Origin of the sequence: Ketobacter sp. GenoA1 (assembly GCF_003671475.1) — a bacterium.
Taxonomy (GTDB): Bacteria; Pseudomonadota; Gammaproteobacteria; order Pseudomonadales; family Ketobacteraceae; genus Ketobacter.
This window is the reverse complement of sequence record NZ_RCHM01000009.1, coordinates 503,620-518,904: the sequence shown is the minus strand read 5'-3', so window position 1 is coordinate 518,904 and position 15,285 is coordinate 503,620. Positions and strand designations below refer to the sequence as shown.

Sequence of the window (15,285 nt, the reverse complement as noted above, 5' to 3'; positions counted from 1 at the left end):
CGTTTGGTATTAATAAACAGTTTGAACCGGATTGAATACACTATTGCGATGAAAGACGATCAATTTATAATCTACTGCACTTCCACCTGATAGCCAAACTGCGCAATCACCTTACGGGCAACACCGCCTGTGACGAACGCCAGCAACGCCCGCGCTGCGGGGCTGTTTTCACCCCTTTTAAGCAGCACCGCATCCTGCCGGATGGGTGCGTAAAACTCATCAGGAACAATCCAGTGGGAACCGCGCTCGATGCGGCCGTTTTTCATGACCTGTGACTTGGCCACAAAGCCTAAATCGGCATTCCCCGTGGCGACGAACTGGTAGGTTTGACCGATATTTTCTCCCTGCACCCATTGCCCGCGCGTGGATTGCAGCAATCCCATCCGCTGCAGCGTTTCAACCGCAGCGGCACCATAGGGCGCTAACCTGGGATTGGCCAGCGCCAGCTTGTTAAAGCGACCCTGCTGCAATACCTGCAGCTCTGCATCCACCAGATTTGGCTTACTGGACCACAACACCAAGCCACCTATGGCGTAAGTAAAACGACTGCCCGGCACGGCCAGGCCAGCCTTTTCCAGTGCGATCGGTTTGTCCTGATCCGCCGAGAAGAACGCCTGGAAGGGGGCATTATGCTGAATCTGCGCAAAAATCTTGCCGGAGGAACCATAGGACACCTTAACCCTGTGGCCGGTATCCTGCTGGAAGCGGCTGACCAATGCCTCCATGGGTCCGATAAAATTGGTGGCCACCGCAATGGTAATCTGCTCGGCGTGAGCAGGAGCTGACAGTAACGACACCAGCGTGAACGCAAGCGCTGTCACATAGGACTTCATAACGGTCTCCTGTTTACCGGCATGGATGGATCAACGCAAAATTACTCAAGCGGTTCCGACCAAACAGCAAATTCATTGCCGCTGGGCTCACGAAAATGAAAACGCCGGCCACCGGGAAAGGCAAAGATCGGTTTGATAACGGTGCCGCCGGCCTGGCTGACTTTGCGCAGGGTCTGTTCCAGGTCGTTACTGTAAAATACCAACAGCGCCGCACCGTTTTGGCTATCTGACATCAAATCACTTTGAAAAAAGCCGCCATCCAACCCCTGATTGGAAAATGCCGTGTACTGCGGGCCGTAGTCAACAAACGCCCAACCGAACACGCTGGAAAAAAAGGCCTTGGTGGCCTCCAGATCCCGCGCCGGCAGCTCCACATAATTTAGCTTTTCGTGTTCTGGCATGGTAATTCCTCTGCGCATCTCCGGTAGTGACAACCAGTAGGTTTAAACAATCTGCCTTTAGTTTATCTCCGCTGCACTCACACATCCATCGCTGCCGCATAAGCCGAGGCCCAGGCCCACTGGAAATTAAATCCACCCAGGTGCCCGGTCACATCCACCACCTCACCAATGAAGTACAAACCGCTTTGCTTTTTACTTTCCATGGTTTTGGAAGACAGCTCATCGGTGGACACGCCCCCCAGAGTGACCTCGGCGGTGCGATAACCCTCGGTTGCGGCGGGCTTTAGTTGCCAGTTCACAATCTGCTGCTGCAGCTGCAGCAGCCGCTGGTTGGAAAATTCCGCCAACGGCTTGCGGTTCTCACTGGGCCACCAGAGCTTCTCCAGCTCGGCCACCAGCTTTTTCGGCAGCCGGGCGGCCAGTACGGTGCGCAACAGACACTTTGGGTCAGAGGCCTTGTGGTTGAGCAACCAGTTTTCCTCGGTTGCAGCGGGCAATAGATTAACGCTAATGGTTTCACCCACTTGCCAATAAGATGAGATCTGCAGAATGGCCGGCCCGCTGAGCCCCCGGTGGGTAAAAAGGATGTTTTCCCGAAACGAGGCCAGATCGTTACTGCTCACCGTGTCCAGGGAAACCCCGCTCAGTGCATGGCACAGGTCTTTCATTGTGTCGGTAAAGACAAAAGGCACCAGCCCTGCCCGGGTGGGCAGAACCTCAAGACCAAACTGGCGCGCCACCTCGTAACCGTAGGCGGTGCCCCCCATGGTGGGGATCGATAAACCGCCGGTGGCCACCACCAGCGCCGCACAAGCATAAACACCACGTTGGGTGTCAACGCGAAATCCCCCTTCACCTTCCAACTGCCGGATGTCACAGCCGGTGTGGACATCCACCCCTTCTTTCTCACATTCCGCCAGCAGCATATCCAGAATATCTTTGGCGCTGTTATCGCAAAACAACTGCCCCAACTTTTTTTCGTGGTAGGGAATGCCGTAATCGCTCACCAGACCGATGAAATCCCACGGGGTATACCGGCTTAATGCCGATTTACAGAAATGGGGATTGGCGGAAAGAAAGTGGGCAGGCTCGGTGTACATATTAGTGAAATTGCAGCGGCCACCACCGGACATCAGGATCTTCTTACCCACCTTGGTGGTGCGTTCCAGCACCACCACCCGGCGGCCTCTGCGGGCAGCCAGGGCGGCACAGAAAAGGCCGGCCGCACCACCACCAATCACCACCACATCATAGGAAAACGTCTTGCTCAAATTCCACCCCGCTTACTCGTGGCGGCCATTCTAGCACGTTTCTTTTTTTGGCGACGGGCTAGCGGTTCGACAGCCAAAGGGTCTGATAGGGGGTCAGGGTCAGGGTGCCTGCCTGGTCTTCGATTTTCATTCCGGAGATCAGGTCGGTCCAGTTATCGGTGCCAATCAGGTTGATATCACTCAACGCCACTTGCTGGGTTTCACTGCTGATGTTGTAAATACAAAAGATAGACTGATCCCGCCGCATGCTCTGGCGCCAGAAGCCAAAAATCTGCAATCCCAGGTGCAGGGTAAACTGGGTGGCATTGGGGTGAAACGCCGGCTGTTTTTTGCGAATGTCAATCAGCGCACTAAGCTGGGTGAAAACCTTGCTGTGATGGCTGTATTTATTCTCCAGCTGTTCTTCCAACGGCCCCACCTCCCACTGGCTGCGGTTGATGGAGCGGTTGCGGCCGGTATTCTCCAGCTTGGCGTAATCGTTTTCCGACCCCAGCAAACTGTGAATATAAAATGCAGGTATACCTTCCAGCGCCAGCATAATGGCATGGGCACAAACAAAGCGTTGCAATTGCCATTTGTCGGGGCCATGTTCAATGGTGCCTTTGAGCGCATCATACAGGCTGATATTCATCTCGTAAGGCTTGTCAAATCCCTCCCGCGATCGGCGGCAGGTGATACGTCCACCAAACTGCTGCATGGTGCTCACCATCTGGTTTTTCTCTTCCTCCTGCAGCAGCCCATCGGTAGGCCGCAATCCCACGCCGTCGTGAGAGGCGATAAAATTCAGATAGGTGGTACCCATCTGCGCCGGCGGCATACTCATCAGCCAGGTTTTCAAGTGCCGACAGTTACCGGCTATAAGGGTGTAAATCAGCAGCGGTGGCAATGAAAAGTTGTAGATCACATGGGCTTCGTTGGCGTTACCGAAGTAGGTCAGGTTTTCCCGGTTGGGCACATTGGTTTCCGTGATGATCACCGCCTGGGGGTTGTAATGTTCAATCAGCAGACGCAATACTTTAATCACTTCATGGGTTTGTTGCAGGTGAATGGAAGGGGTTCCCTCCTCTTTCCATAAAAACGCCACCGCGTCCAGGCGAAAAATCTGTACCCCGTATTCCAGATAGTGGCGAATGATGTTGACAAACTCCAGCAGCACCTTGGGGTTCTTGAAATTCAGATCCACCTGATCCTCACTGAAAGTACACCACACGTAACGTTCGCCATCTTCGGTTTGCACCGGATTCAGTAGTGGCGAGGTGCGTGGCCGCACCACGGCGCTGACATCGGCATCCGGGCGGGCTTCAAAAAAGTAATCCTTGCCCGGATCGATGCGTTTTTTGAAATTGTCGAACCAGCGGCTGCGGGAGGACATGTGATTGATCACCAGATCCGACATAAACTTGAACTCAGAGGAGATCCGCTGGATATCCTCCCATTCGCCGTGGGATTCATTCACCGCCAGGTAATCCATAACAGCAAACCCATCATCGGAGCTGTAGGGGAAAAAAGGCAAAATATGCACGCAGGAGATTCTGTCCTGCAACCTTCTCTTTAAAAAGTTGTACAGGGTTACCAGCGGCTTCTCATCCTGACGGGCAGGATTCAAAATTGAGTCGGCGTAGGTGATCAACAGAACATCGGATTCATCCCAGTTGTTCTGGTGATCCTGGGGCTGCTGACATTGATCATCCAGCCCCATGGTTTCGATCAACTGCCGGGCGAGAAAAACCGTATCAATATCAGGATAAATAAAGTCCAGCGAACCAATCAGCCTTTTTTCCAATTCATCCAACATACAATCAGATCCTGCCTGAGATGTTCATAATGGTTTAAGCACAACGTAATTGTTAACAGCCACCGAATTCTTTATTATCCAGTTCCACCGCTTCCTTCAAGCGTTCCATGATATCCGGTATGGCACTGATCACCCGGTTCCAACTGGGAATAAAAGGCGTATCCATGGGATTATCAAGGAAATAGGCACCCGCCCCCATCAGATTTTGTGCAAACAACTCCACCGCCTGTTCTTCCGAATGCCGATCAAAGCGCAAACCGTTGATGATGGCATCATTCTGGTAGCTTTCGATAAAATCCAGGGCGATCCGATAATAAGTGGCTTTGATGGAGCGGAATTTTTCGTTGGAAAACACTTCACCGTTGGTGGCCAGTTTACGGAACAGCGCTTTGCAGATATCGGTGCTCATTTTTGAAAGCCCGGCGCTGGCATCATCCGCCGACAACTCCTGATGCTTGTGATCATAGGCATCGGCAATATCCACCTGGCATAAACGGTTGGTGGCGTAGTTGCGTTTCATCTCGGATAACACACCTACTTCCAACCCCCAGTCACTGGGAATTCGCAAATCGCTGATCACATCGGTTCGAAATGAAAACTCACCCGCCAGGGGATATCGATAGCTGTCCAGATAATCCAGAAAGTCCGAAGGACCGCATACTTTTTTCATCGCCCGGATAAGCGGCGTCACCAGCAGGCGACTCACGCGGCCGTTCATTTTGGAATCCGCCACCCGGGCGTAATAACCTTTGCAGAACATGTAGTTGAAATTGGGGTTGGCAACAGGATAAATCAGCCGGGCCACCAGATCGCGTTGATAGGTGAGGATGTCGCAATCGTGCAGGGCCACCGATTCGGTACGATCCGCCGCCAGAATGTAGCCAAAGCAATACCAGACGTTTCTGCCTTTACCCATTTCACTGGGAGCCAGGTCGTGGGCCTGTAGTTCTTCATCCAATGCTTTCAACCGGGGGCCATCATTCCACAGCACGTGGTGGCGCTGGGGCAGGCCGGAAAAATAACGCAAGGCGTGCTCAAACTGACCTTGATCCGCCCGGTCCAGACCAATGACGATTTCCTCAAGATAGGGAACCTGTTTCAGTTCATCCACAATGTGCTGTAATGCCGGGCCTTCCAACTCCGAATACAGTGATGGCAACACCAAGCCCATGGGCCGGTGTTTTTTAAACGTTGATAACTCACGTTCCAGGTCTTCCAACGACCGACTGCGCAAATTATGCAGCGTAGTGATGATTCCATTTTGATAAAAATCGCCCATGTTCCCGCCTTTCTTCCCGCCTGTTAATCTCATCACCGCTGTTAATTACAGCAGCTGCTTCAAAAGCGACTGGATACATTCATTCCAGCCAACAGGGCCTTCACCCTGGGAGCGCAGCACCACACCGGCGCCCGTTATTTCAAGTTTATCGGAATTAACCCCCTTAATAATGACAGCATAATCCGCGCTTTCCAGCATGCGCGCATCATTGGGGCTATCCCCCAGCGCGATGGTGACAATCTGCTGCTCGGGATACCAGGATTGATAGCGTTTGACCAAATATTGCATGGCATCGGCCTTATCGTATTGACCCATGGCATGATAGAAACGGCCGCCCTTGATTAATTGCAATCCGGCTTTCTGCAACTGTGCCTGAAACTGCGCGAGCGCGTCTGCACTGCCTTCCCAGAGCAGGGGCTCAGTGCCAATACGTTGCTTGGCCCGGGCCGCTGCCATCTGTGGCAGGCCGGTTACCGCCGCCACTTCAGCAGCATCCATGTCCATAAAGCCGCGAAACCGGTAGCCCTCCTGCCGTAACGAACGCAGTACATCGTGTACCTCATCCAGAGGGGCCGAAAATGACACCACAAGGCCGGTATCTTTACCCAGATTTCCGGCAGGGATGATGGCCGCAGCACCGTTTTCCACAATAAAGGGTGCCTCGATACCCAGCTGCTGTTGCAATGACTCCATCTCAGGGCGGGTTTTACTGGAGTTGAGAATCACCGGAATACCCGCTTCCCGCAGACGCTCCAATGCCGGAGAGGCCGCCTGGAAACGGTAAGTGTGGTGATCCAGCAAGGTGCCATCCAGATCGGTGAACACCAACAATTGACGGTCAGTCACGATACTGGGCTCCTGTTATGCGGTGCTGCTCATCGATAGTGAACAGCGCGTTGGCTCGTGCCGGCATTTCCTCCAGCATGGCCCGGGTGAGTCGTTCGTAATGCATGATAAAGCGTTTGATCTGGTCTGTGGTCATCACACCGGGGGCACCCGCACCATTTTGGTGCTGCGCAATTCGCTGCGCCAGCTTCTGCTCCTGCAGGGTGCGCCACTGCAGTATGCATTCCATGGACGGCGCCCGCAGCATGACCAGATAATCCAGCCGGCCAAACAACGGTTGATATTCCTGGGCCAGGTGCTGGTTCACATACTGCCGCCAGTGTCCATCGGCATCCTCCCGGGCTTCCAGCTCATTGACCGGCGCCATCAGGCGCTGCCCATCCGGTTCCGGCAACGCCGCCACACACCAGCCTTCCAGCAGAACCACATGCACGCATCCACGATGCAAAGGCCAGGCCTGCATGGGGGCACGGTCATCCATGGATTTATCGAAGGCCGGAATCGGCACCACATCATCGGGCCCGGAGGCCAGCAGCTCGTCCAGCACCCGGTGGCCCAATGTCACATCATGGGTGCCGGGCACACCGCGGGTTTTCAGTAAGGGGTGAACACCGGCGGCCAGTTTCTCCCGCTCGGCGCGGGTCAGGTAAATATCATCCAGGGAAAAGCGCGCACAGGGGCAGTCCAGGTGCTGGGTTAACAGCGTCTCCAGGAACAGCGCCAGAGTTGACTTTCCGGTGCCCTGGGCACCATTGATCCCCACAACTATTGGGGCTCGCGCGGCGCACTGCAGAGCCGCAATCCGCTGCGCCAGGGGATAAAAATAGTCTTTTACGGTTGAGACAAAATCGTCAGGCAGATGCTCGTGACGAATCAGTGCTGCGGCTGTGGCCTGGATCGCATCCCAATGCGTGTCTGACACATCGCCCCCTCATTCTTTCGCTTGATTTACAAGAAGATAGTATGAGGTTATTCACGATCCATACCAAGTTTTGGAAAGCCTAATGACTGGTGTAATTGTACTTGTTCAGCAAGGGGTTGGCATACATTTCAAGGATATAGCGCTGAACCTGGGCCGGGTAATGGGCCAGGCGCGCGGAAAACTCCGCCGCCTGCCGGGATAATTCCTGAGCATCCATCGCCGTCAGCGTTTCCCGCGCCTGCTGGGCGATGGTCTGAAATCTGGTGATGGAATCGTCCTTCAGGGATTGCATGGCTTTGCCCAGATTCAGCATATGCTCTATGGCCAGCAGGCTGGGCGGAAACAGGCGGTAATTCTCTACAATCTGCTGGTCCAGGGCATGGGCCAGGGTCTGGGCATCGGCAAAATCACCCTGTAAGGGTTTGCCGATTTCAATGTGAACCCGCCCTTTGGGCAGCGCGATGCCCCGCATAATGCTTTCCACGTCCTCGCCATCCTGCTTGACATAATCCGCGGCGGCACGGGCCTGTAACTCGGTGGCTTTCAAGCCATCACAGGGATCGTATTCATAAGAGATGGCCACCGGCACCAGATTCAGCTTGTTCATGGCATCGGAGAAGGAGACGCCCTGCTTCTTCTGCCAGACATACAGCATTTTGATGATGGCCGGATCGGTAATATCAAAGCCGTCCTTGGCCCGCCCTTCGCGCTGGGCAATCCACACCGAGCGGCCTTCTGCGCTGGCCTGATTAATGTAGTGGGAGAGTTGCAGCAAAGCCTGATACTTAGCCTTGACCCCACTGGCCGAACGGTTCACCACAAAGCTCTTGTTCAGGCGCAGCAGATCCGATACCAGAGGATTGCTCAGCAGGTTATCACCGATGGCAATCTCTGCCGTATCCAGACCGGCATCAATCAGAGTGTAATTAAGCAGTGCCGAATCCAGGGTGATATCCCGGTGGTTACTGATGAAAACATAAGGTACACCCTGCTGCAGGTTCTGCTCACCAGAGAAGGTAAATTCCGTCATGCTCTTTTCAATGGTGCTTTGCACAAAACCGCGCATGCGATCCTGAAATTCCGCGACCGTGCTTATTTCCTTGAGGTTTTTATGGATTCGATGGCGTACGTAACGCGCCAGCGGTTTCTCCAGATACCGGGGCACCAGAGGGAACTGCACGTGAATAATGGCGTGGATCAACGCATCTGACTGCAACAAACGCTCAATCACCGCGGGTACTTCATGATCCTGATAAGGACGAATCGATTCAAACTGCTGCATGGCCATGTGGGACTGACTGTAACCTATGTAAACTTTTCAAGTGTAACCGGGTTTCGGCCAACTGCGCAGCAAAGCATTGCCATCAGGGGCCTATTTTCGCTACAAAATGTGTCGACAGATCAATAATTGGCAACTATTCCTGTCCAATTTTGGCGGGTGGGAATAAAATTTGCGTATCACTGAATGAAAAAATGATAAGAATCAGTGTCAATACGGCTCTGAGTTTGTAATTATTTGATTCTTTTATCGGCACCCTGGCTTGTGCCGGCCCCTGTGAACCCAATCCGACGACAGCGAACTACAAGGAACACATCGGAATGACTCCATTGAGCCCCGCAGACCAGCTTTTCCTGTGGCTTGAGAAGCGCCAACAACCCATGCACGTAGGCGGCCTGATGCTGTTTTCGTTTCCCGATGGCGCCGGGCCCAAGTACGTCACTGAATTGGCGGAATCACTGCGCGCGTACCAGCATCCCGAAGGTCGCTACGGTCAATGCCTCACCCGCAAGCTGGGACAGTACTATTGGGAAGAGGATGATCACTTCGATCTGGAACATCATTTCCGGCATGAAGCACTGCCCAAGCCCGGTCGCATCCGGGAACTGCTGGCACGGGTTTCCGCGGAACACAGCAACCTGATGGACCGGGAACGGCCGTTGTGGGAATTTCACCTTATCGAGGGCGTCAGAGGCCGGCGTTTTGCGGTGTACTCGAAAGTCCACCACAGCATGATGGATGGCATCGCCGCCATGAAAACCTGTATTCAGTTTCTGTCCTACGATCCGGCGGAAATGAATCGCCCCCCGATCTGGGCCATGCCCCCGCGTAAACGCCCCAGCAAATCGATCAACCCGCAGGAAATCGTCAGCGGCTTCGGTGAGCTGTTTGGCGGTGCCAGCAAGCAAATTGCCACGTTGCCGAAAGTGGCAACGGAAGTGGGTAAGCTGTTCCGCAGGGCGCGCAAGGATTCATCCCACGTGTCCATATTCCAGGCTCCCAACTGCCTGCTCAACGAACCCATCACCGGCTCCCGCCGCTTTGCCGCGCAATCCTATTCCATGGAACGCATCCGGCGCATCGCCAAAGCATTTCGCGGCACCATGAACGATGTGGTGCTGGCCATTTGCGGCAGTGCCCTGCGGGATTACCTGATCAGCCAGCATGCCCTGCCGGACAAACCCCTGGTGGCCATGGTGCCGGTCTCCATTCGCCGTGATGACAGCGACAGCGGCAACCAGATTGCCATGATTCTGGTGAACCTGGGCACCCATATTGCCGATCCCGCGCTGCGCATGGAAACCATTCAGGCCTCGGTCAAGGAATCCAAGGATCGCTATAAAAACATGACCCCGGAGGAAACGCTCAACTACACGGCACTGACCATGGCACCTGCCGGCTTCAATATGCTGACCGGCATGATTTCCAACTGGCAGCCGTTTAACGTGATCATTTCCAATGTGCCGGGCCCTAAAAAAACCATGTATTGGAACGGCGCGAAGCTGGAGGGCATGTACCCGGTTTCCATTCCGCTGGACCGCATCGCCCTGAACATTACCCTGCTGAGCTATGAAAACCAGCTCGAGTTCGGGCTGACTGCCTGCCGCCGCACACTGCCCTCCATGCAGCGGCTGCTGGACTTTATTGAAAACGGCATTCACGAGCTGGAAGTAGCAGCGGACATACAGGGTAAATAGCACACGACGATGGCACTGAAATCCACGGTCTATAAAGCGGAGTTGCAGATCTCCAATATGGACCTGAACTATTACCACGGACATAACCTGACCCTGGCACTGCATCCGTCGGAAACCGAGGAAAGGATGATGATCCGCCTGCTGGCATTCGCCCTCAACGCCAGTGAGCAACTGTCGTTCGGCCGCGGCCTCAGTACGGAAGAAGACGCCGCCCTGTGGCAAAAGGATTTAACGGATCACATCACGCTGTGGATTGATGTGGGGCTGCCGGATGAAAAACGCATTAAAAAAGCCAGCCACCGCGCCGACCGGGTTCATATCTATTGCTACGGTGAACGCACCGCTCCCATCTGGTGGGAGCACACCCAGAGAAAGTGCCGCACCTTCGGCAACGTGCAGGTGGACTACCTCACCCCGGGCACCTGTGCCGAGCTGGTCACACTCTGTGGCCGCACCATGCAGCTGCACTGTAATATTCTTGATGGCGAGATCAGCCTGGGCAATCAGCACACCAGCGTCAGTGTGGTAATGGAAAACTGGCTCTAGCTGCCTCCGCACCAACCTGTGCAACCTGCAGCGAACAGGATACTATGGCAACATCATTCAAGCTGCCAAGATCGACACTGCGCAAGAGAAGATGACCGCCATGACCCTGCTGGAAAAAGCCAAAACCACTTCCCTCAACACTTTGCTTAACCTGCCACGCTTCGCCAAGCGCCGGATTGCCGGCAAACCAATCCGTGTGGATGGGCTGGAACTGGACCTGGACATGCAATTGCTGGTGAAACTTTCCAACCTGGAAAAGCCGATACGGCCATCGCGCCAGAACCCGCAGCAATTGCAGGCCAGCCGCCAGGCATTTAACGCCAGCACACGCATCGTTCAGGGCAAGCTTGTGCCCATGTCCACCCGCAACCTGCTGCTCGGGCAGGACAACCCCAGGCTCCCGGCCCGGCTTTACACACCCCATCAACAGGCCCCCAACCAAGCCACAGACGCATTGCTGTTTTTTCTGCACGGCGGCGGCTGGGTACACGGCAATCTGGACACCCATGATAACCTGTGCCGTCACCTGGCCCAGATCACCGGGGCCCGGGTTTTATCGGTGGAATACCAAAAGGCACCGGAGAATCCCTGGCCCACCGCCGTAAACGATGTGCTGCGCGCCTATGAGGATGCCATGCACCGACTGCCGGAGCTGGGCCTGAACGACCCGGTGATTGCGGTGGCAGGGGACAGCGCCGGCGGCAAACTGGCGACCGTATTGGCGCGCAAACTGGCAGACCGCGCTATCCGCCAACCGGCGGCCCAACTGCTGATCTACCCGTCAGCGGACAGCCCCAGGGAAGTGGGCTCCCGCACCCTGTTTGCGGATGGGTTTCTACTGACAGACGAAGGCATTCGTATTTACAAAGACTGCTATATCCCCGCTGATCAGGATCAATGCCATCCGGACATCTCACCCCTCTATGCCGAGGATCTGCACCAGCTACCCCCGGCCATCGTCGTAACGGCAGGCTTTGATCCGTTACGGGACGAAGGTCGCGACTACGCCCGAAAAATGCAACAGGCCGGTGTCGCCGTACAATGGATTGAGTACCCCGGCCTGGTGCACGGCTTTGCCAATATTCTGTGCTCACAATCCGCGCGCGATGCGGTGAACGACATGGGCAGCGCACTGCGTGACCTGATGCGCTGCCACAGCGCGGGCTGAACAGAACCTGTCTATTTGGCTTGCCCCGGCAGGTTACCCTGATCCGGATTAATCCGGATCGGGCCGATCCAGGTCTTCATTCACTTCCAGCCACAGCACATTGATGATGCCAAATGCACAGGCCAGTAACACACCCAGTATCCAGGTGAAATACCACATGGCTTCGCTCCCTAATATAATGAATGGCCGTGAGTACGAATCTGCTCTTCATCCAGGCGCCCCCACATTTTGTAATAGCTCCACAGGGTATACCCCAACACCAGCGGCACAAACACGCAGGCCACCATCAGCATCACATTCAACGTCAATGCGCTGGAGGTGGCGTCCCACAGGGTGAGACTGTGATTGGGCGCAAGGCTGGAGGGCATAACAAAGGGAAACAGCGATACACCGGCGGTGGCGATAATACTGGCCACCGCCATGCTGCTGGTTAAAAAGGCCCAGCCTTCCTGCCGTTGCAAAGACAAAAATGCGGTAACAAAGGGCATCACCAATCCCAACAGCGGAAACAGCGTCAACACAGGCCAATGCTGATAGTTTGCCAACCAGGCGCCCGCCTGAACCTGTACGGTTTTACCCAGCGGATCAATGGCGGCGTTGGTGTCCGGCAGCGCCACAATCAGCAGCCCCTTCATACCGGAAGCCACCCACACCCCACACACACCGAACAGCAGGGCGGTAACGACCGCGGCTTTCACGGTGGCGCCATTGGCCCGATCACGCACCACCCCGTCGGTTTTCAATCCCAACCAAACACCGCCATGCATCACCAGCATACTCAAACTCAGTAAACCCGCCAGCAGTGGAAACAGCGTCAGTAAGCCCCAAAGATTGCCCTCATAGCGGGGCCGCATCAGCTCATCAAAGGTGAAAGGCAAACCCAGAAACAGGTTGCCGAAGGCCACACCAAAAATGAGCGGCGGCACAATGGAGCCAACGAACAACGCCCAATCCCAGTTTTTGCGCCAGCGCGCTGAATCCTGTTTCGAGCGGTAATCAAACCCAACCGGGCGTAAAAACAGGGCCATCAAGGTGATGATCAGGGCAGCGTACATACCAGAGAATGCACTGGCATAGACCAGTGGCCAGGCCGCAAACAGCGCGCCACCGGCGGTGACGAACCAAACCTGATTGCCTTCCCAATGGGGGCCAACCGTGTTGATAATAACCCGGCGCTGTTCATCATTCCTGCCCAAAAAAGGCAACAGCACACCCACGCCCATATCGAAGCCATCGGTGAGCGCAAAGCCAATCAACAGCACCCCCACCAGACCCCACCAGATCAACTTCAGGGTTTCGTAATCAGCAATCATTGGGCTTCTCCTTCAAAGTGATAACGGCCGGTCCCGAGGCTGCTGGGCCCCTTGCGTACAAAGTGCAGCATCAGGAACATCTCAACAATGAACAGCCCGATGTAGAACACCACGATGGCAATCAGGCTGCTCCAGACATCCGCTGCGGCAAGGTTAGAAGCAGAAAGATGCGTCGGCAGTATCTCGCCGATCGACCAGGGCTGACGACCGTACTCCGCTACAATCCAGCCGCATTCAGCCGCGATCCAGGGCAACGGAATGGAGTAGAACGCCATCCGTAACACCCATTTTTTTTCGCCGATGTGATGACGGGTGGATTCATAAAAGGCCAGCAGAAACACCACCAGCATAAAGAACCCCGCCGCCACCATAATGCGGAAGCCAAAAAACAGCGGCCAGACTTTGGGAATACTGCGATCTACCGCCGCCTGAATAGCCGCAGCATCAGCGCTGACCACATCGGGAACATCCTGCTTCAACAACAGTCCGTATCCCAGATCGGCTTTTACTGCCTCAAACGCACTGCGGGTTGCATCACTCACGCCGCCGGCTTCCCTCTCTGCACGCAGTTCCTGCAACAGGCCATAGGCCACCATACCGTTACGGATACGCTGCTCATTGCGCGCTTTCAAGTCGTCAATCCCCAGCACCGGCTTATCCACACTGCGGGTTGCCACCAGCCCCAACGCATAGGGAATACGCACGGCATAATGTGTGTACTGGGCTTCATCGTCGGGCCAACCGATCAGCGTGAAGGCAGCGGGCGGTTCATGGGTTTTCCATTCAGCTTCGATGGCAGCCAATTTAACCTGCTGCACGTCCCCCAGTTCATAACCGGACTCATCCCCCAACACAATGACCGACAGGATGGAAGCCGTACCAAAGCTGGCGGCAATGGCAAAGGATCTGCGGGCAAAGGGAATGTCACGCCCTTTCAGCAGATACCAGCTGGAGATTCCCAACACAAACATCGCCCCGGTCACATAACCGGACGCCACCGTGTGCACAAACTTCACTTGCGCCACCGGGTTAAAAAACACGGCTCCCAACGACGTCAATTCCATGCGCATGGTTTCATAATTAAACTCAGCACCCACCGGGTTCTGCATCCAGCCATTGGCGATCAATATCCACAGTGCCGACAAATTGGAGCCAAGCGCCACCAACCAGGTCACCGCCAGGTGCTGACGCTGACTGAGCCGCTCCCAGCCGAAAAAAAACAAGCCGATTAACGTGCTTTCCAGAAAGAATGCCATCAGCCCTTCAATGGCCAGGGGCACACCAAAGATGTCACCCACATAATGGGAGTAATAAGCCCAGTTGGTACCGAACTGGAATTCCATGGTCAGGCCCGTGGTTACACCCAACGCAAAATTGATCCCGAACAGTTTGCCCCAGAATCGGGTCATATCCCGGTAGACCTGTTTCTGGGTGAGCACATAAACCGATTCCATAATGGCCAGAATGAACGACAGGCCGAGAGTCAACGGTACGAAAATAAAGTGGAACAGCGCAGTGAGGGCAAACTGCAACCGTGCCACTTCAACAGCAGACGCATCAATCATGGTTGCTCCTTAGCGGAGAGTCTTCCGCGGGCGATTCGAAGTACAGATCAACGGGCTGGTGTTGCTGCTCAAGGGAAGTGAAGAAGGTCATTTTCAAACCGATCATAACCACCAGCTTCACCAACAAAATCCAGGTGATGTGCGCACGCAGAGACGATGCCGTTCGTTTCACAATACCTCCCCCCTCTGTGACAGAAACAACAGTCCTGACGAGATCATTGCATCGGACATGCCAACAAACAGAACTCAGAAAACTAATTCTATCCATCTGTTTTAATTGGTTTTTATGGCAATCGATATAAAATTTGAATTGCGCTGACATAAGGCTTCTGCCATATTTGACAGACCATCACTGTCATTTAAGGCAGGC

At 54.7% G+C, this 15,285-nt stretch carries 15 protein-coding genes; 3 read left to right on the top strand and 12 right to left on the bottom strand.

The window, feature by feature from the left end:
* Positions 1 to 71 precede the first annotated feature (71 nt).
* The 8 genes from modA to D9N13_RS03775 form a co-directional block, all read right to left on the bottom strand.
* Positions 72 to 833, bottom strand: a complete 762-nt coding sequence (gene modA, locus D9N13_RS03810) for a molybdate ABC transporter substrate-binding protein (RefSeq protein WP_290586059.1) — start codon at positions 831 to 833, stop codon at positions 72 to 74.
* A 41-nt stretch (positions 834 to 874) separates the two neighbouring features.
* Positions 875 to 1,234 carry a VOC family protein gene (locus tag D9N13_RS03805; protein WP_290586056.1) on the bottom strand — a complete coding sequence of 120 codons (360 nt, stop codon included), beginning with the start codon at positions 1,232 to 1,234 and terminating at the stop codon, positions 875 to 877.
* Between the two features lie 77 nt (positions 1,235 to 1,311).
* A complete protein-coding gene (locus D9N13_RS03800; RefSeq protein WP_290586053.1) occupies positions 1,312 to 2,505 on the bottom strand; it encodes an NAD(P)/FAD-dependent oxidoreductase in 1,194 nt (397 codons plus the stop codon).
* Positions 2,506 to 2,563: 58 nt separating this feature from the next.
* Complete coding sequence (locus D9N13_RS03795; protein WP_290586050.1) at positions 2,564 to 4,300, bottom strand: sugar phosphorylase; 1,737 nt, start codon at positions 4,298 to 4,300, stop codon at positions 2,564 to 2,566.
* A 52-nt stretch (positions 4,301 to 4,352) separates the two neighbouring features.
* Positions 4,353 to 5,579: a glycosyl transferase gene (locus D9N13_RS03790; RefSeq protein ID WP_290586048.1), complete on the bottom strand. Its 1,227-nt coding sequence runs from the start codon at positions 5,577 to 5,579 to the stop codon at positions 4,353 to 4,355.
* A 45-nt stretch (positions 5,580 to 5,624) separates the two neighbouring features.
* Positions 5,625 to 6,425, bottom strand: a complete 801-nt coding sequence (locus D9N13_RS03785; protein ID WP_290586045.1) for an HAD-IIB family hydrolase — start codon at positions 6,423 to 6,425, stop codon at positions 5,625 to 5,627.
* Entirely contained in the window at positions 6,418 to 7,347 is a 930-nt protein-coding gene (locus tag D9N13_RS03780; protein WP_290586042.1) for a hypothetical protein, read from the bottom strand. Before D9N13_RS03780 ends, D9N13_RS03785 begins: the two co-directional genes overlap by 8 nt.
* Before the next feature lie 79 nt (positions 7,348 to 7,426).
* The gene (locus D9N13_RS03775; RefSeq protein ID WP_290586040.1) at positions 7,427 to 8,635 is read right to left on the bottom strand and encodes a 1-acyl-sn-glycerol-3-phosphate acyltransferase; all 1,209 of its coding nucleotides are present in this window, start codon (positions 8,633 to 8,635) and stop codon (positions 7,427 to 7,429) included.
* Positions 8,636 to 8,946: 311 nt separating this feature from the next.
* On the opposite strand from D9N13_RS03775, the gene D9N13_RS03770 reads away from it, so the two are divergent.
* The 3 genes from D9N13_RS03770 (at position 8,947) to D9N13_RS03760 (ending at position 12,037) form a co-directional block, all read left to right on the top strand.
* On the top strand, positions 8,947 to 10,323 hold the full coding sequence (locus D9N13_RS03770) for a WS/DGAT/MGAT family O-acyltransferase (RefSeq protein ID WP_290586038.1): 1,377 nt from the start codon (positions 8,947 to 8,949) through the stop codon (positions 10,321 to 10,323).
* A 9-nt stretch (positions 10,324 to 10,332) separates the two neighbouring features.
* Complete coding sequence (locus tag D9N13_RS03765) at positions 10,333 to 10,869, top strand: YaeQ family protein (RefSeq protein WP_290586035.1); 537 nt, start codon at positions 10,333 to 10,335, stop codon at positions 10,867 to 10,869.
* 91 nt (positions 10,870 to 10,960) lie between these two features.
* Entirely contained in the window at positions 10,961 to 12,037 is a 1,077-nt protein-coding gene (locus tag D9N13_RS03760; RefSeq protein WP_290586032.1) for an alpha/beta hydrolase, read from the top strand.
* A gap of 48 nt (positions 12,038 to 12,085) precedes the next feature.
* Here D9N13_RS03760 and cydX read toward each other — a convergent pair whose 3' ends face one another.
* The 4 genes from cydX to D9N13_RS03740 are packed head-to-tail and all read right to left on the bottom strand — an operon-like array spanning position 12,086 to position 15,087.
* The gene (gene cydX, locus D9N13_RS03755; RefSeq protein ID WP_290586029.1) at positions 12,086 to 12,196 is read right to left on the bottom strand and encodes a cytochrome bd-I oxidase subunit CydX; all 111 of its coding nucleotides are present in this window, start codon (positions 12,194 to 12,196) and stop codon (positions 12,086 to 12,088) included.
* Positions 12,197 to 12,207: 11 nt separating this feature from the next.
* Complete coding sequence (cydB, locus tag D9N13_RS03750) at positions 12,208 to 13,347, bottom strand: cytochrome d ubiquinol oxidase subunit II (protein WP_317622459.1); 1,140 nt, start codon at positions 13,345 to 13,347, stop codon at positions 12,208 to 12,210.
* A complete protein-coding gene (locus D9N13_RS03745; RefSeq protein ID WP_290586023.1) occupies positions 13,347 to 14,915 on the bottom strand; it encodes a cytochrome ubiquinol oxidase subunit I in 1,569 nt (522 codons plus the stop codon). The genes cydB and D9N13_RS03745 overlap by 1 nt, the downstream gene beginning before the upstream one ends.
* Positions 14,908 to 15,087, bottom strand: coding sequence for a hypothetical protein (locus D9N13_RS03740; protein ID WP_290586020.1), 180 nt, complete (start codon positions 15,085 to 15,087; stop codon positions 14,908 to 14,910). The genes D9N13_RS03745 and D9N13_RS03740 overlap by 8 nt, the downstream gene beginning before the upstream one ends.
* Positions 15,088 to 15,285 lie beyond the last annotated feature (198 nt).